This is a genomic window from Nonomuraea sp. NPDC049028 (assembly GCF_043197735.1).
In the GTDB taxonomy this organism is placed as follows: Bacteria; Actinomycetota; Actinomycetes; order Streptosporangiales; family Streptosporangiaceae; genus Nonomuraea.
In genome coordinates, this window is record NZ_JBICTR010000002.1 from 664,679 (window position 1) to 680,325 (window position 15,647).

The 15,647-nt window shown below is 70.1% G+C and carries 16 protein-coding genes; 5 read left to right on the forward strand and 11 right to left on the reverse strand.

All coding sequences use genetic code 11. The features are described 5' to 3' along the window. Window positions 1–2 precede the first annotated feature (2 nt). On the reverse strand, window positions 3–821 hold the full coding sequence (locus tag ACGFJ2_RS09190; protein ID WP_393466393.1) for an NAD(P)H-binding protein: 819 nt from the start codon (window positions 819–821) through the stop codon (window positions 3–5). Continuing rightward, the gene (sigJ, locus tag ACGFJ2_RS09195; protein ID WP_393466396.1) at window positions 818–1,714 is read right to left on the reverse strand and encodes an RNA polymerase sigma factor SigJ; all 897 of its coding nucleotides are present in this window, start codon (window positions 1,712–1,714) and stop codon (window positions 818–820) included. Before sigJ ends, ACGFJ2_RS09190 begins: the two co-directional genes overlap by 4 nt. Before the next feature lie 163 nt (window positions 1,715–1,877). On the opposite strand from sigJ, the gene ACGFJ2_RS09200 reads away from it, so the two are divergent. Both ACGFJ2_RS09200 and ACGFJ2_RS09205 read left to right on the forward strand, forming a co-directional pair. Continuing rightward, on the forward strand, window positions 1,878–2,477 hold the full coding sequence (locus ACGFJ2_RS09200; protein WP_357942432.1) for a dihydrofolate reductase family protein: 600 nt from the start codon (window positions 1,878–1,880) through the stop codon (window positions 2,475–2,477). Between the two features lie 47 nt (window positions 2,478–2,524). Continuing rightward, a complete protein-coding gene (locus ACGFJ2_RS09205) occupies window positions 2,525–2,878 on the forward strand; it encodes a hypothetical protein (protein ID WP_358177896.1) in 354 nt (117 codons plus the stop codon). A 471-nt stretch (window positions 2,879–3,349) separates the two neighbouring features. Here ACGFJ2_RS09205 and ACGFJ2_RS09210 read toward each other — a convergent pair whose 3' ends face one another. The 3 genes from ACGFJ2_RS09210 to ACGFJ2_RS09220 all read right to left on the reverse strand — a co-directional run bounded on the left by ACGFJ2_RS09210 (window position 3,350) and on the right by ACGFJ2_RS09220 (window position 4,813). Then, window positions 3,350–3,814, reverse strand: a complete 465-nt coding sequence (locus ACGFJ2_RS09210) for a YdeI/OmpD-associated family protein (protein ID WP_393466400.1) — start codon at window positions 3,812–3,814, stop codon at window positions 3,350–3,352. A 122-nt stretch (window positions 3,815–3,936) separates the two neighbouring features. Beyond that, complete coding sequence (locus ACGFJ2_RS09215) at window positions 3,937–4,350, reverse strand: VOC family protein (protein ID WP_393466403.1); 414 nt, start codon at window positions 4,348–4,350, stop codon at window positions 3,937–3,939. A 121-nt stretch (window positions 4,351–4,471) separates the two neighbouring features. Continuing rightward, window positions 4,472–4,813: a glyoxalase gene (locus ACGFJ2_RS09220; RefSeq protein WP_357942440.1), complete on the reverse strand. Its 342-nt coding sequence runs from the start codon at window positions 4,811–4,813 to the stop codon at window positions 4,472–4,474. Window positions 4,814–4,955: 142 nt separating this feature from the next. Between ACGFJ2_RS09220 and ACGFJ2_RS09225 the strand changes: the two genes are divergently transcribed. Further along, window positions 4,956–5,966, forward strand: a complete 1,011-nt coding sequence (locus ACGFJ2_RS09225) for a helix-turn-helix domain-containing protein (protein WP_393466406.1) — start codon at window positions 4,956–4,958, stop codon at window positions 5,964–5,966. Window positions 5,967–6,027: 61 nt separating this feature from the next. On the opposite strand, the gene ACGFJ2_RS09230 is transcribed toward ACGFJ2_RS09225, so the two are convergent. From ACGFJ2_RS09230 to ACGFJ2_RS09255, 6 genes are all read right to left on the reverse strand, one after another. Next, window positions 6,028–6,504, reverse strand: coding sequence for a hypothetical protein (locus ACGFJ2_RS09230; protein ID WP_357942444.1), 477 nt, complete (start codon window positions 6,502–6,504; stop codon window positions 6,028–6,030). An 11-nt stretch (window positions 6,505–6,515) separates the two neighbouring features. After that, window positions 6,516–6,758 (reverse strand): hypothetical protein, encoded by a 243-nt coding sequence (locus ACGFJ2_RS09235; protein ID WP_357942446.1) that lies wholly within the window; start codon window positions 6,756–6,758, stop codon window positions 6,516–6,518. 84 nt (window positions 6,759–6,842) lie between these two features. Further along, window positions 6,843–7,838, reverse strand: a complete 996-nt coding sequence (locus ACGFJ2_RS09240) for a LacI family DNA-binding transcriptional regulator (protein WP_393466410.1) — start codon at window positions 7,836–7,838, stop codon at window positions 6,843–6,845. A 169-nt stretch (window positions 7,839–8,007) separates the two neighbouring features. Further along, entirely contained in the window at window positions 8,008–10,863 is a 2,856-nt protein-coding gene (locus tag ACGFJ2_RS09245) for a BTAD domain-containing putative transcriptional regulator (protein WP_393466413.1), read from the reverse strand. Between the two features lie 87 nt (window positions 10,864–10,950). After that, window positions 10,951–11,841, reverse strand: a complete 891-nt coding sequence (locus tag ACGFJ2_RS09250) for a serine/threonine-protein kinase (protein ID WP_358177909.1) — start codon at window positions 11,839–11,841, stop codon at window positions 10,951–10,953. Between the two features lie 43 nt (window positions 11,842–11,884). Further along, the gene (locus ACGFJ2_RS09255; RefSeq protein WP_357942454.1) at window positions 11,885–13,633 is read right to left on the reverse strand and encodes an N-6 DNA methylase; all 1,749 of its coding nucleotides are present in this window, start codon (window positions 13,631–13,633) and stop codon (window positions 11,885–11,887) included. 76 nt (window positions 13,634–13,709) lie between these two features. Here ACGFJ2_RS09255 and ACGFJ2_RS09260 point away from each other — a divergent pair, with 76 nt between their 5' ends. Both ACGFJ2_RS09260 and ACGFJ2_RS09265 read left to right on the forward strand, forming a co-directional pair. After that, window positions 13,710–14,480, forward strand: a complete 771-nt coding sequence (locus tag ACGFJ2_RS09260) for a PP2C family serine/threonine-protein phosphatase (RefSeq protein WP_225290266.1) — start codon at window positions 13,710–13,712, stop codon at window positions 14,478–14,480. Between the two features lie 191 nt (window positions 14,481–14,671). Continuing rightward, window positions 14,672–15,520 (forward strand): CHAP domain-containing protein, encoded by an 849-nt coding sequence (locus ACGFJ2_RS09265; RefSeq protein WP_393466418.1) that lies wholly within the window; start codon window positions 14,672–14,674, stop codon window positions 15,518–15,520. Window positions 15,521–15,647: the final 127 nt, after the last annotated feature.

The following is a 15,647-nucleotide window of genomic DNA, read 5'->3' on the forward strand; positions in this document are numbered from 1 at the left end:
GATCACCGCCGGAAGGCGTCGGCATTGTCAGCGACCCACTGGGCGAAGGTGCGCGGGGGGCGGCCGAGGATCCGCTCCACCTCGCCCGTGATCGGTACGGGCTTCCCGATGCTGTCCACGAAATAGCTCAGCAAGGAGTCGACCTGCTCCTTGCGCACCCCGTGCGCCATCATCGCCTGCGCGGCCATGTCCGGGCTGATCTCCTCATACCGCAGCGGCCGGCTCACCACCGAGCCGATGATCTCCACCTGCTCGGCGAAGGACAGCCCCTCCGGCCCGGTCAGCGTGGGCGCCTGCCCCAGCAGGTCGTCCCCGAGCAGCGCCCGTACGGCGACTGCGGCGATGTCCGCCTCGTGGATCGGCGAGGTACGAGCCTGGGCGTACGGTCCGCGGACCACGTCTCCGGCCTGGAGCTGGGGCGTCCAGCGCAAGGAGTTCGCGGCGAAGGCGCCGGGGCGCAGATGCGTCCATTCCGGGACGGCGGCCTCCACCGCCGCCTCAAGCTCCCGGTGGATCGCGGCGTTGCTGCCCTCCTCCGGGTCCTGCTCCTCGGCGACGACCAGGGCCGAGACGGTGACGACCCGCCGTACCCCCGCCGTCCTGGCCGCCTCCAGCAGGGCGGCGGAGCCGCCCGAGATGTTCAGGACGAGGGCGGTCACGCCGTCGAAGTCGGGCTTGGCGCTGTCGCAGGCCTCGACTCCCTCAGGGAAGCGGGCCGTCTCGGGGGTACGGGTCAGGGCGCGTACCTTCACACCCTTGGCGGCCAGCTCGGCGACGAGCGGACGGCCGATGTTGCCGGTGGCTCCGGATACCAGAATCATGCGGTTCCTCTTTCCAGATGGGAGAGTTTGTCGGGGTTGGTCACGGCGTAGATGCCGCACACCTGAGTCCCGTCGGGGACCAGGTCGAGAACGATGACCGCGAACGTGGTGTCACCGGACAGCAGCAGCGCTGACGGATCACCGTTGACGGTCCGGAAGCGAATGTTGAGATCCGCGACAGGATGAAGGGTCGCGTTTCCGACGATCAAGCGGGCGATCTTGTCCCGCCCGTGGAGCGGCCGCAGCCCGGCCGCCCGTGCCTTGCCCCCGCCGTCGGCCCACATGACCACGTCCGGCGCCAGGACCCGCATGAGCTCGTCGAGGTCACCGCCGGCCACGGCCGCGACGAACCGCTCCGTCACCTCCTGCCGGACTCGCGGGTCGGCCTGGTAGCGCGGGCGGCGGGCGTGCACGTGCTCGCGGGCGCGGTGCGCGAGCTGGCGGATCGCCGCCGGGCTGCGGTTCAGGATGCCGGCGATCTCGGTGTGGGCGTACCCGAAGACCTCGTTCAGTACGAACACCGCCCGTTCCAGCGGGGTGAGCGTCTCCAGCACCACGAGCAGTGCCATCGACACCGACTCGGCCCGCACCGCCGGATCCACGACATCGGGCTCCTGGGTGATGAGCGGCTCGGGCAACCAGGGACCGACGTAGTCCTCCCGGCGCCGGCTGATGCTCTCCTGCCGGGCCAGCGCCCGATTGACGGCGATCCGCACCAGGTACGCGCGCGGATTGACGATCTCCTCACCCGCCTCGCTCCTGGGCGCCCAGGCCAGCCAGGTCTCCTGCAGCACGTCCTCGGTGTCGGCGACGCTGCCCAGCATGTTGTAGACGATCGAGAACAGCAGCTCGCGATAGCCGGTGAAGACGCTGGTCGCCTGCTCGCTCACCATGTGCTCCTCCCACATTCCAGGGTCACCAACTGAGAGCGGCAGCGCACCCAGGAGTGTGACCGGATCCCGGAAAATGTGACCCGCATCTCACTGGACCATGTAGAGAACAGGCGGGCGGCTCCGACTTCCCCATGAACAGGCACCCAACATAGGAGGTAGCGAGATGAGCAAGGTCACCTGTGACATCGCGATGTCCGTCGACGGCTTCGTAGCGGGACCGAACCAGAGCCTGGAGAACCCGATCGGCGAGGGCGCGGAGCAGCGCCTGCACAGCTGGATGTTCGACGAGCCCGAGGCGCACGCGGCCGTGATCGAGGGCATCACGGCGGCGGGGGCCTTCATCATGGGCCGCAACATGTTCGGCCCCGGCCGGGACGCCTGGGACATGGACTGGAACGGCTGGTGGGGCGACGAGCCGCCGTACCACGCGCCGGTCTTCGTCCTCACCCACCACCCGCGCGAGCCGTTGCCGATGAAGGGCGGCACGGTGTTCAACTTCGTCACTGAGGGGATCGAGGCGGCCCTGGCCCAGGCCCGCGAGGCCGCCGGCGACCGCGACGTCGCCATCGCGGGCGGCGCGCTGACGGTGAATCAGTACCTCGCGGCGGGTCTGATCGACGAGTTGCGCCTGCACGTCGCGCCGGTGATCCTCGGAAGGGGCGAGCGGCTGTTCGACGGCGTCGGGGACACCAACCTTGAACCGGTTGGCGAGGTGTCGGGCACCAGTCTGGTCACGCACCTGAAGTACCGCGTGGTCCGGTAGCGGCGAGGCTTGCATCCGGTACTTAGGTCCAGGTTTACCGTCGAGGTATGACGCACCAGGACATAGCCCTTGGCCAGGAGTGGGTTCCTTCGGCGTGCACACTGCCCACCGCTGAGCAGCCGCTGCGGGTGGCCGAGTTCGACGCGTTGTTCGCCGAGGTCGTGCGGGCAGTCCACCGGCCGGACCCTACCCGGCTGCGGCTGGATCTGATCTTCGCTGCGGAGAACGCGGCCCGGGCCGCTGAGCTGGCGGCCCGGGAGAACGGCTGCTGCGCCTTCTTCACCTTCACGCTCACCATCGCCGACGGCGCTATGTGCCTGGAGGTTCGGGTGCCCGAGCAGCGGGTCGACGTGCTGGACGCACTCCAGCGGCAGGCCGACGCGGCTGTCTCGTCGGCGTGAACCCGCAGGTGGCTGGACGACCGATCATGAGAGGCTTTTTCGACGGCGGCAGCACGGGCCGGGGCGTGGTGGCTGACGGGGGCACGTATGTCGCATGAGATTCAGGAGCCGTTCCTGCTCACCGGGCCGGTCGCAGGGCGTGCCGGGGTCAACCACCAGACCCTGCGCACCGGGGAGGGAGGTGCGCAAGGCGGTCACCGTCGAAATGGTGGCGGCGGGGGTTGAGCAGCAACCGAGCGGCCAGTTGCGGGCCGGCTGGTCGCGAGGGTCCGGGACGAGACGACGAAGCGACGCCTCCACCGAGACCACCCAGCTCTACACCCTCCTCGCCGACGAAGTCGCCGACGCCGAGATCCGCGCCGCGCGGCACGCTGACTGGGTCGAAGACAACAACCACCCACATCGGAAAGACCACTCACGATTGGCGACGCCCGCCGAGCTCACCAACGTGACTGGCCGCTTGGTTGCTGCTCAAGCCCCGAGGGTGGAAATGGCCTTCTCGATACGCCGCCGACGTGTCTCGGGCTTCTTCGCGCTCTCGATCGCACGCACGTGCTCGCGCTTGTGGCTGTACGCAAGATTGTCGTACGCGGCGCGGGCGACGGGGTCCTCGTCCAGGGCGCGGGCGAAGTCCTCTGGCTCGACAACGACGCGCGGCTCGGTGTCGAGCTCCAGTTCGACCTCGACCTCGTCGCCGATCGCAACACCCGCGGCCCGCCGGTTGGCATTGCTGAGGCCGAGCAAGTGGCGGCCGCGCAGGAGGGCGACCCGGCTCTTCCAGGAATGCCCGTTGACTGTGATCGTCACCGGCGGCCGCGTGCCCCCGCCGAGCGCTGCTACCACCTCGGACGGAACTTCTAGACCCCGCATGGGCTCAGGGGGCTCAACGTAGGCCCGAAACTTCATGATTTTCTCCTGTTTGTCCTGCCGGTTCACCGCGGATCTCGCCGGCCGGCTCCGATCGCCACTCCCGCTTCCCACACCCGGGGTCACAGTCGTCCGGGACGGCAGCGGCACGCGCCCCGCCGTCCCGGACGGCTGTGAGACAAAGATCGCGGCTACTCCGCGTAGGGCTGGTCGGTTCCTTGGGCGCTGTAGCCGAGACTCCAGATATAGCCGTCCGGGTCCGCGAAGGAGCCGCCGTACCCACCCCAAGGCAGAGCGCCCGCGGGCTTGAGGACCGTGGCGCCGGCCTTCTCGACCTCCGCCATGATCTCGTCGACTCGCGCCTCAGTACGGACGACGTAGGTCAGAACCAGTCCGCTGAAGCCGCTGCCTTCCGGGTCCGTGCCCACCTGGTTGGCCAGGCCTGCGCGGCCGTAGAAGCCGACGGGCGAGGCGCCGTCCGATTCGAAGAACACCGAGATGCCGTAGTCGCTCTGGATCTTCCAGCCGAGCCCCTCGGTGTAGAACTGCTTGGCCCGGTCCATGTCCCGGACGCCAAGAAGGATCGAGCTGACGTGTGCCTTCATGTCTTACTCCTTGTGTTATGTGGTGCTGGGTGGTTATGTGCCGGGCCGGGCATCCGGGCAGGGCCCGGTACGCCACCCCGGCGCGGTTGTTCGCCGGTGAGACTGATCGCGAGCGCGATGCTCACTGGTCCTGCAGGAGGCCGAGGTCGTTGCCGTCGGCATCGGCAATGGTGGCCACCAGGCGGCCGCCGCCGACGTCGGTGACGTCCTGCCGCAGAACGGCCCCGGTGGCGAGGAGGCGCCGCAGGGTCTGCCGGATGTTCTCGACCTGCCAGTAGCAGACCGGTCCCGCCATACCCTGCCGATGCCCGCGGGGGTTCAAGCCGATCTCCTGATCGCCGGTCCGGTAACCGACGTAGTAGACCTCGTCCACGTAGGGCTCGACCCCGATGAGCGGGGTGAACACCTCCTTGGCCTTGGTGAGGTCACTGACCGGATAGATGATCATCTTCGCGGTCGGCACGATGTCTCCGCTCTCCCTGTCGCCGTTGTGAACACTTGTCGCCGGTGTGAACAACGGTATGGATCGCGGCGCGCCGGCGATGAGGCCAGAACGCGCCACGAACGGGTCCGAATCCGCCAATGCCTGCCCTAGGGTGCAAGGCGTGACAAAAGGGTCCATGCCTCCCCATGTGGTGCGCCTTGTCCTCGAAGCGGCGAGAACCGCGGGTGTCTCCGAGGAGGAGCTCAAGCGTCTCCCCGGAGTAGGTGTCCTCGACCAGGAGGGCATCCGCGTGCCGACGAAGATGCTGACGCGCGTCTGGGAGATCTCCTCCGCCGCATTCGCCGAGGCAGGGGGTGCTCCCCGGGTCGCACGGCTATGGACTCCCGGCCGGTTCCACGTCTGGGACTACGTCATCAAGTCCTCGGCCGACCTGACCGAGGCGTTCGCGCTCGCGGCACAGCACATTCCCGCCATCACCGACCCCCACAGCGCGTTCATCGTCCAGCAAGACCCGGCGGGCCGCCTGACCGTTGCCACCCGGCCGGTCTCCACCTTCGGCCGCGTCGGCGAACTGATCGGCGAGTTCGTCCTGGGCCTGCTGATCCAGCAGGCCGGCACGGCGCTGGGCCGCCCAGTCACGCCCGTCGCCATCACCGTCGCCGGTGAGCCACCGCGATCGCGCAGCGACCTCCTCGACATGTACGGCACGACGGACGTCCAGTTCAACGCACCGGTCTCATCGGTCACCTTCTCCGCCCCCGACGCGACCGCGCCGCTGCCCGGCGCCGACCCTGCCCTGGCGGCCATCGTGCGTGACCATGCCGTCCATACGGTCGCCAACGCCAGGCTGATCCTGGGCTGGCTGGACAAGGTGCACGCCGAGATCGCCGCGAGCTTCGCCGACGGACCGCCGGCGCTCGACAGGGTCGCCAAGCGGATGACCATGAGCTCCCGCACCTTTCAGCGCAGGCTGCACGAGGAGGGCACCAGCTGGCGCGAGGAGGTGGAGAAGGTCCGCGAGGCCGAGGCCACCCGCCTTCTCCGCGACACCGGACTCACCATCGACACGATCGCCACCCGCGTCGGCTACATCGACGTGCGAGCGCTGCGCCGCGCCTTCCACCGCTGGTACGGCCGCACCCCCGCCGACTTCCGCCGCGAACGGAACTGACCCTTCGATGTGTTCACCTTCGTCACCGCCGGGACCGAGGCGGCTCCGGCCCACGCTCGCACTATTCCCGGGCCGCACCCTCTGGCCAGATCACGACCACCTTCACCCCGCGCGTCCTGGCCTCGGCGACCGCCTCAGCCGTCCCGCCTGCCCCGGTCCCCGGCCGGCCATCCCAGACGGCGACTATCTCGTCCACAGATCCGAGCATGGCTTCATTGGCCGCCTCGTACGCACCCCTGTTCGCGTGATCGAAATCCATGACGCGGACCAGCTTCGCGACGTCCATCAGCCGGTCGAACTGCTCGGCGTGGTCCGCCTTCACCTTGGCCTGTCGGTAATCGCGCGACGGGAGGACCACTTCGAGTGTCCCGCCAGCTGCCAAGACGGCGTCGGCGAACAGCGAGTCGGCGCCGCGAGCGATGCAGGACACGCCCGTCAGGTCGTCGCCCACCTGCGCGAGGTGCTCGCGAATCGCTGCGAACACGAGGGAACTCGTGCTTTCAGTCAGGTTCATGTGGCCGGTCACGCCGATCCGCATAGCCATACCCTTCACGTCAGGTGATCCCTAGCGGCCAGTGTGTCGCGGATCTGCTGGCTCAGGCCCGCCGCCGCAGGATCATCGCGAGTCTTGACCTCAAGGTAGAACTCGCGGAGTTGCACGCGCACTCGATCTGACTGGACCTGTCCGGCTGTATCCGTCGCGGCGCTGCCTACGGAGACGGCCTCATCGAGGTCCCCGTTGATCAGGTGCGCGAAAGCCAGCCCTACCTGATCGAGGGCGAGGCTGCGCATGCTCGAACGCTGGCGCAGTCAGCCCCCGGCAACACAGCCCGAAGCCCCAAAGCGCGAAGCGCCCCATAGGGGAGGCCATCGCCTTCAGGCGGATTCGCGGACGACCAGCTCAGTGGGCAGGATGATGGGTTCGGCGGAGCCGCCTGTGAACAAGCCCAGCAGCAATCGCACCATGGCCGCCGCCTGTTCGGGCACCGGGTGTCGCACCGTGGTCAGCGGGGGTTCGGTGTATTTGGCGGCCTCTATGTCGTCGAAGCCCACCACCGCCACGTCGTCCGGCACCCGCCGACCGGCCAGGCGGAGTGATTGCAGGGCGCCCACCGCCATCAGGTCGTTCGCCACGAAGACGGCGTCCAGACCCGGGTCGTCGCCCAGCAACTGGCGCATGGCCACCGCGCCGGACTGCCGGGTGAAGTCGCCCACCGCGACGATCGAGCGGCGGTCGGAGTCGCGCAGGATGTTGCGGTAGCCCGTGAGGCGGTCCTGGCCGCCGATCATGTCCTGGGGGCCGGCGATCGTGGCGATTCGGCGTCTGCCCGCCTCGACCAGGTGGCGGACCGCCGCCTCGGCGCCGCCGACGTTGTCGTTGTCGACGTACGGGATGTTGACGGGTACGGCGGGCCTGCCGTACGAGACGACCGGGACGCGCAGGCGGGACAGCGCGGTGGGGAGGGGGTCGGCGCCGTGCATGGAGATGAGCATGACGCCGTCCACGTGGCCGCCCGCGATGTAGCGCTCCACCCGCGCATGGCTCTTGGGGGAGGAGGCGAGCATGAGGACTACCTGCTTGTCGGCCGCCTCCAGTTCGACGCTGGCCGAGCGGATGGCCGTGGCGAACAGCGGGTCCTCCGAGAACACCCTGGTCGGCGGTTCGGAGACGACCAGGGCGACGGAGTCGGTGCGCTGGGTGACCAGGCTGCGCGCCGCCGGGTTGGGCAGGTAGCCCAGCTCGTCGATGGCCCGCAGCACGGCGTCGCGGATGTCCGGTGCCACCGTCGTCTGCCCGTTGACCACCCGGGACGCGGTGGCGCGCGAGACCCCCGCGCGGGCGGCGACCGCCTCCAACGTCGGCCGCCTCACGACCGCACCACCGTCTCGGCGCGGACGCCGACCGAATCCACGGTCGGCCGCACCGTCTCAGCGAGGAAGTTCGCCATGTGGGAGAGCACGGAAGGAATCTACAGGCCGTTCCTGCGGATCACGCCCCGCTACCACAGCGCACTGTCCTTGGGTACCCGAGCCGGCGCCTTCAGGCCGGGTCGCGGCGCAGGCGCTCGACCATCTCGGCCGCCCTCGCCCGCCAGATCGGCTCCTCGACCTGGTCGAGACAGAGCCGGAAGTAGTGCAGCGCCTCGTCGGGCCGGTCCTGCTTCAGGCTGACCTCGCCCCGCGCGTAGAACGTCATCCCCTGGCCATGGCCGTCGCCCGCCTGGGCGAACATGGCGGCGCACCGGTCGAGCGTGGTGGCGGCGAGCTCGTACCGGCCGAGCTCGGAGTACGCCTGGCCGAGCCTGCGCAGCGCCATCCGCTCACCGGTGCCCCAGCCCAGCTCACGGCTGGCCTCGATGCTCGCCTCGTAGTGCCCGATCGCGGTCTCGACCTCGCCCAGCTCGAAGTGCGCGATGCCGAGCACGCGGCGGAACCTGATCGCGAAGTCGGCGAAGCGCGGGTCGGCCGCCAGCTCCAGACCGCGCCGGCAGGTCGCTATCGCCAGGTCGTACTCGGCCCGGTCGAGGTGGATCCCGGAGGTCGTGACCAGCGCGCTGATCAGCCCGTTGGTGTCCCCGTACGCCTCGAAGAGCGGCAAGGAGCGGGTGACGAGCGTGAGAGCGCTTTCGTGCCGGCCGGAGATCAGCTCGCAGATGGCCAGCGTGGCCAGCGCGTACGCGACCGCGTGCCGGTCGCCCACGCCCTCGAAGTAGTCGATCAGCAGCCGCAGCTCGGGCTCGGCCAGCGCGGTCCGGCGGCGGTCGGTGAGGATGTCGGCTCTGACCAGACGGATCAGCATGGTCGTATGGGTGTCGCCGGTTCGTTCGGCGACGTTCTCCAGCAGGCCGATCGCCTCGGCGAAGAAGCCGTGCGCCACGAGGAACGGCGCCAGCCGCTGGGCGAGCTCGGCGGCGGTGACGGGCTCGGCCAGCGCGACGGCGTCGGCCAGCGTCTTGCGCTCGGCGTGCAGCCACGCCCGCTGCCAGCCGCCGTCCACCCGCGCGGACTCCACGGGTGGCGGCACGCTGTCCATGGGCGGCCTCATGGGCGGTGGGTACTCCAGCGCCGCCGCGCGTACTCGGGCCAGGCACTCCTCGACGAATCCCAGGAGCGCGGCGGCCCGTCCGGCCGGGCTCTCCTCCGCCTCCGCGCGCTCACGGGCGAAGGCGCGCAGCAGGTCGTGCATGCGGTAACGGGGCTGGCCGCTCTCGTCCACCTCGTTCGCCGTGACCAGCCCGGCCAGCGCCAGCGTCTCGACCGCGGACTCCGCCTCGCGCCGCGGTACGCCCATCAGCGCCGCCACGCTCCAGTCCGCGGCGCTCTCCAGCCCGGCCAGCCCCAGCAGGCGGAACGCGCGGCGCGCGGGCGCGGACAGCACCTCGTAACTCGCCACGAAGTGGGCCCGCACGTTCTGGCCGCCGAGCGCCAACTCGTCGAGCGGCGCTCCGGTGACGGCCAGTCGCGCGGCGAGGTCCTTGAGCGACCAGGCAGGCCTGGCGGCCAGCCGGGCGCCGGCGATCCTGACGGCCAGCGGCAGCCGCCCGCAGGCGTGCAGGATGGCCCGCGCCGCGTCGGGCTCGTCCCGTACGCGGGAGCCGCCCGCCACGCTCTCCAGCAGTTCCCGGGCCTCGCGCTCCGGTGGCACGCCCAGCGAGACCGCGACCGCGCCGGGCAGCGCGATGAGCGGACCCCTGCTCGTCACCAGTACGGCGCAGCGCGGCGTGCCCGGGAGCAACGGCGCCACCTGGAGCCCGTCGGCGGCGTCGTCGAGCACCACGAGGACGGCCTTGTCGGCGAGCAGCGACCGGTAGAGCGCGGCCCGCTCGGCCACCGTGTCGGGGATCGAGTCGCCCTCGACGCGCAGGGCCCGCAGCAACTCCGCCAGCAGCGCGCCGGGCTCCTGCGGCGCCGGCGAGGCGCCGGAGAGTCGCAGGTAGAGCTGGCCGTCGGGGAAGTCCTCGCGCAGCAGGTGCGCGGCACGTACGGCCAGGGTGCTCTTGCCGACCCCCGGCGGTCCTGTGACAGTGACGATCGGGAGGGCGGTGGGCGTGATCTCGGGGCGCAGGAGCGTGGTGATGGCGGTCAGCTCCTCGGACCTGCCCACGAAGTCGGCGATGTCGGCCGGTAGCTGGCAGATCGCGCCCCGCTGCTCCGGTCTGTTCGCGGACGGGGTGCCGGACAGGACGGCGGCCTGGAGCAGCCGCAGCTCGGGTCCTGGCTCGATGCCCAGCTCGGTGACCAGCGTCTCGCGGGCCTGCCGGTAGGTCTCCAGCGCCTCGGCCCGCCGGCCGGAGCGCGCCAGCGCCAGCATGAGCTGCTGCCAGGCCCGCTCGCGCAGCGGCTGCTCGGCCACGAACACGCGTAACGCGCCGATCACCTCATCGTGCATGCCCAGCTGGAGCCGCAGGTCGGCCCAGTCGGCGCGGACGTCGGCCAGCCGCTCCTCCAGCTCGGTCAGCCGGGGGGTCATGGCGTTGCCCAGCGAGGCGTCCTCGGCGGGCCGGCCGCGCCACAGGGCCAGGGCGTGCTCGAGCCGCCGGGCGGCCGCCGCGGGGTCGGATTCGACCCGGGCCCGCCGTACCTCGTCCTCGAACAGGAGCAGGTCGAGCTCGTCGGGCGCGGCCTCGAAGAGGTAGCCCGCGCCGCTGGTGTGCAGCCGGGCCTCGGGCTGCAGCGCCCTGCGCAACTGGGCCACGTACGTCTGGAGGTTGGCCACGGCGGACGGCGGCGGATCGTCCCAGACGGCGGCTATGAGGCGGTCACGGGAGACGGTCGTGTTGACGTTGAGCAGCACGGTGGCCAGCACGGCGCGCTGCCTGCCGCTCAGACGGATGTGGCGCCCGGTCGCGTGACGTGCGCGAACGGGACCGAGGACGCCGAAGATGGCATCAGCCAACGGGCTCCGCTCCCTGCTGTAACCATTTTGTGGCGATTGTATGGGGACTTAACAGATTTCTTCCCATGAACGAGCAGAGGATTTCGGCTAGTCACTAAGGACGCGGCCGACCATCCGCGCGTACATCCGGCCCGGACTCGGCGACCTGGCCAGGAAGCCGGGCAGCATCGGCAGCCCGACGGCGAACGGTTCCAGCCGCTCGTACAGCGTGTCGGCGTCGGCGGGACGGTTGCCCGGCGTCTTCTCCAGCAGCCCGGCCAGGAGCGCGCCCAGCCCGTCCGGCAGGCCCGGGATCGCGGGCGGGCGCTCCTTGACCTGCTTCTCGAAGACCACATAGTCGGTCGGCCCGGTGAACAGCTGCCGCCCCGTCAGCATCTCGTGCAGCACGCAGCCAAGCGCGTAGAGGTCGCTGCGCGGCTCGGCGACCCCGTGCTGGATCTGCTCGGGAGCCATGTACGCGGGCGTGCCGAGGATCTGGCCGATCCTGGTGAACGTGGTGACGTCGGCGTCGCGCAGCAGGGCCAGGCCGAAGTCGAGCACCTTCACGCTGCCGTCGGGGCAGAGCATCAGGTTGGTCGGCTTGAGGTCGCGATGGCAGATCGACAGGGTGTGGGCGGCCGACAGGACCGCGCACGCCTGGGCCGCGATGGCGGCGGCCCACGGCACGGGCAGCGGGCCGTGTTCGCTGACCACGTCGGCCACCGTGACGCCCTCGATGAACTGCATCACCTGGTAGAGACGCTGCTCGTGGGCGCCGAAGTCGTAGAGCACCGGGGCGCCCGGATGCTCCAGCCGGGCCAGGATGCGGGCTTCGCGGATGAAGCGGCGTTCGAGCTCCTCGTCGGGGCCGCCCGGCAGGTGGAGCAGCTTCACCGCCACCCGGCGATCGAGGTGGCGATCATGACCCGCGTAGACGGCGCCCATGCCGCCCTGACCGAGCGGGAGATGGTCGAGCACATAGCGGTCACCGATGACCATTTGCCCCTCCCAGCCCCGCCTTTTCCCGGAAAAAGCTACACCGTCAGGACTGCGGACGCAGGTGGCCGTCGGTCAGGCCGTCGAGGCCGAGGCGGATCAGCGCCTGGCCGAGGGCCGAGGTCTCGCGCAAGGCGTCTTCGAGCACGGCCAGCTGCCGGAAGGCTTCGCCGTAGGATTTCTGGTCCTTGAGCGACAGGCGGGGCAGGCGGGTGCGGCGCACGTCGAACCGGCTGGAGCCGGTGGTCGCGCGCCCGCCGGCCGCCCGCAGGTGGCCGGCCAGGAAGTCGGGGTCGAGCCGGCGCGCGTCGACCCGGTAGAGCGTCAGATGCGGGCCGAGCACGCAGCCGCCCTCGGTCATCACCCGCACGCTGGAATAGGACGCCACGACGTCGCCCGGCTGGATCGGGACGAGCCCCTGCTGCGCCGGAGCCCGGCCGGAGGCGGCGCCACCGCCGGTCACGTCGTCCGCGGTGAGCATCGGCAGGTCGCCGCCGCCCGTCGCCATCTTGGGCGGCGCCTGCAACGTGGTCAGCAGGCCCTCCTTGATCAGGTCGCCGACCGTGGTGACGGGCTGGTCGAGCGGCTCATCGAGCACCTTGAGATCGGGCGGGGTGGCCGCCGCGGCCAGGAACCGGTCGCGCGCCTCGGTGAAGGCCCGGCCGAGGTCGTCGCGGCGCTGGTGGCGGGCCGGGGTCATGTCCACCTCATCGGCCAGCAGGTCGATGATGCGTACGGTCTGGTCGGAGCGCTCATCGAGGTAGGCCCGCCACGCGGGATCGACGATGGACAGGTCGGCCGTGGCGTCGACGATCAGCACGTCGGAGGGCGGGCGCTCGCCCGCGGCCGGGCGGCGCAGCAGCCACAGGTCGGAGCCCGTCAGCGCGATCACGGCGCGCAGGGCGCCGGCGCGCAGCAGGTTGGCCCGGATCCGCCGCCCCGCCTTACGGCTGGCCGCGGCCGGGGGCATCAGCACGGCCACCATGCCGCCGGGCCTGACGTGGGTGAGGCAGTGCTGGACCCAGGCCAGCTCCGGCTCCCCGCGCGGCGGCAGGCCGTACTCCCATCGGGGGTCGCCGGTCAGCTCCTCGTAGCCCCAGGCCCGCTCGTTGAACGGCGGGTCGCAGACGACGGCGTCGGCCTTCACGCCGGCGAAGCCGTCGTGGCGCATCGAGTCGCCGGGCACGACCTCCGCCTCGGCGCCGCGCAGCCGCAGCCGCGCGGCGGTGATGACCGCCGAGGTCTCGCTGAGGTCCTGGCCGAGCACCTTGACCGCCCCGGAGTCGAGCAGGAGCGTGCCGACGCCGCAGGCGGGGTCGAGGATCGTCGCGTCGTCGGTGCGGACCAGCCCGACCATCAGCTCGGCCACGTCGTCACGCGTGACGGACAGCTGCCTGGAGTGCGCCTCCAGGTAGCGCTCACAGAGGAATTCGTAGGCGGTGAGCGGATCGTGCTGCTCGGCCAGCTCGGACACCAGCCCGGCCAGCTCGGGCTCCAGCTTGCTCTCGCCCGTGGTCAGCAGCACGCCGGCCTGCGCGACCAACTCGCCCAGCCGCAAATCGCCGGCGGCTTTCAGGCGTTGCCACACGCGATCACCCAGCGAGACCTGGTAGGACTTCCCATAGCGCCGCAACCATGACTCGACCTGGCGCAGCGAGAACAACGGTTGATTGGCGGTGCCGCCGATGGGCAGTGGGAAGTCGTCGTGGCGGCGGCGCCAGTTGCTCACCGCGGCCCGCCCGACACCGGCGAGCCGGGCTATGTCCCCGGCGTTCACGGTCGGGTCGTGGGTCATGGAGCCCACAGTAGTTCACAAGAGTCTTCAGTGCATCTGCTTGTGAAGTCTTTCAACCAATGATTTACTGCTGGGTATGAAGCACAACATCCGCTATGCCGCCGGATCAGACGTGGGCCGCCGCAGGGAGCAGAACGAGGATTCCGGCTACGCGAGTGGCCGATTGCTCGTGGTGGCCGACGGGATGGGCGGACACGCGGCCGGCGAGCTGGCGAGCTCGGCCGCGATCGCGGTCATGCGCGAGCTGGATGCCACGCTTCCCGAGACGGGCTCGGACCTGGAGGCGGCCCTGGAGGGCGCCGTGCACGAGGCGGCCCGCAGGCTGGTGGAGCTGGCCGACATCGACCCCGCGCGCAGGGGGATGGGGACCACCGTGACCGCCATGCTGTGGGACGGTTACCGGTTCGCCCTTGCTCATCTTGGTGACTCCCGCGGATACCTGCTGCGCGATGGTGCTCTCTACCAGATGACCAAGGATCACACACTTGTGCAGTCCATGGTGGACGAAGGACGGATAACAGAGGATCAAGCGGCCGTGCACCCGCGCCGGTCGATGGTGCTGCGCGTGCTGGGCAGCGAGGGCAGGGCGGAGCCTGACATGGCGCTGCGCGAGTCCGAGCCGGATGATCGCTACCTCCTCTGTTCGGACGGGCTGACGACCGTGCTCGGGCCCGAGGTCCTGCACGAGGTGCTGACCACGGTGACAGACCCGGCGGCGGCCGTCCAGCGGTTGATCGACCTGGCCAACGAGGGCGGCTCACCCGACAACGTGACCGTGATCGTCGCCGACGTGGTGGCGCCGGGCGCGGGCGACGAGCAGATCTTCCGGGTGGGCGCGGGGGCCTGAAAACGATCTCACCTTGGTACGGAGTCTCAGGAGTCACACCAGCCACATAGCCGAAATTTCGGCTCATAGGTTGACACTTTCCCATTGTTCGGCGCGCAAGCGGGATGTCGCTATTACAGTCCATCCTGATCTGCCGGTTTTTCTGGGAGGAGTGGGCTCTGGACCCGATCGCGGAAAATCTGCTGAAAGAGGTGCGTGGGGAAGTCGGCTACCGCGAGAAGGGCGGCCAGCTCACCAAGTTCGGGCAGTGGTACGCGGATCGCGTCAAGGACCCGCAATACCGGGACGCGCCGTGGTGTGACATGTTCATCGCCTGGGCGGCCGACAAGGCCGGGGTCGGTGACTACGTCGGCCAGTTCGCCTGGACCCCCTCGCACGCGTCCTGGTTCATGAAGCAGCGCGCCTGGTCCCAGCAGCCCGAGCCCGGAGCCCTGGTCTTCTTCGATTGGGGCGGCGGCAAGAGCTACAAAGGCATCGACCACGTCGGCATCGTCGAGCGGGTCGACGGCAAGAAGATCCACACGATCGAGGCCAACGTCGATCGCGTCTGGCTCAAGCGCAAGTTCCGTGACACGGACAAGGTCGTGGGTTACGGCTTACCCCGCATGGTGAAGGCCAACGCCACGCTGAACGAGATCCGGACCACCGAGCAGCCGCTGGCCCGCCAGCCGGAGCCGGTGTCGCAGGGATCGCCGATGGACGTCCTGGGGTCCCCGCTGGCCCTGCTCACCATGATGGTGCTTACCACGGTCGTGGTCTCCTTCCGTCTCGCGGGCCGCCGTCGCGGCAGCCACATCAAGGTGGAGACGCGTGCCGCCGCCGTCGGGAAGACGACCGTCGGGAAGGCGACCGTCGGGAAGAAGGCCGTCGAGAAGAAGGCCGTCGAGAAGAAGACGAGGTCCGCCAGCTACGCGGAGGCGCCGCCCGAGCCGGTCCGGGTGGGTGGTCCGCCTGACCCGGACGCGACTTCCGCTCCGGCCAGAACTCTCGTGGCCGCCCACCGCTCCACCACCCGCCGCAATCCGTACGAGCGGCCCTGACCAGCACAGTTCGCTGACGACCTCCCGAAACCAGAACCCGGCGCCGTTCGCATGCCGGATCGCTACCCGCCTGAAACCTTGGGATTTAGTAGGACGTCCTAGTATCTTGTAAAGGGACCCCTCACAA

Coding starts and splice junctions, on each gene's coding strand:
- ACGFJ2_RS09190 (WP_393466393.1), bottom strand. CDS start 821: ATGATTCTGGTATCCGGAGCCACCGGCAACATCGGCCGTCCGCTCGTC.
- sigJ (WP_393466396.1), bottom strand. CDS start 1,714: ATGGTGAGCGAGCAGGCGACCAGCGTCTTCACCGGCTATCGCGAGCTG.
- ACGFJ2_RS09200 (WP_357942432.1), top strand. CDS start 1,878: ATGAGCAAGGTCACCTGTGACATCGCGATGTCCGTCGACGGCTTCGTA.
- ACGFJ2_RS09205 (WP_358177896.1), top strand. CDS start 2,525: ATGACGCACCAGGACATAGCCCTTGGCCAGGAGTGGGTTCCTTCGGCG.
- ACGFJ2_RS09215 (WP_393466403.1), bottom strand. CDS start 4,350: ATGAAGGCACACGTCAGCTCGATCCTTCTTGGCGTCCGGGACATGGAC.
- ACGFJ2_RS09230 (WP_357942444.1), bottom strand. CDS start 6,504: ATGCGGATCGGCGTGACCGGCCACATGAACCTGACTGAAAGCACGAGT.
- ACGFJ2_RS09235 (WP_357942446.1), bottom strand. CDS start 6,758: ATGCGCAGCCTCGCCCTCGATCAGGTAGGGCTGGCTTTCGCGCACCTG.
- ACGFJ2_RS09250 (WP_358177909.1), bottom strand. CDS start 11,841: ATGGTCATCGGTGACCGCTATGTGCTCGACCATCTCCCGCTCGGTCAG.
- ACGFJ2_RS09255 (WP_357942454.1), bottom strand. CDS start 13,633: ATGACCCACGACCCGACCGTGAACGCCGGGGACATAGCCCGGCTCGCC.
- ACGFJ2_RS09260 (WP_225290266.1), top strand. CDS start 13,710: ATGAAGCACAACATCCGCTATGCCGCCGGATCAGACGTGGGCCGCCGC.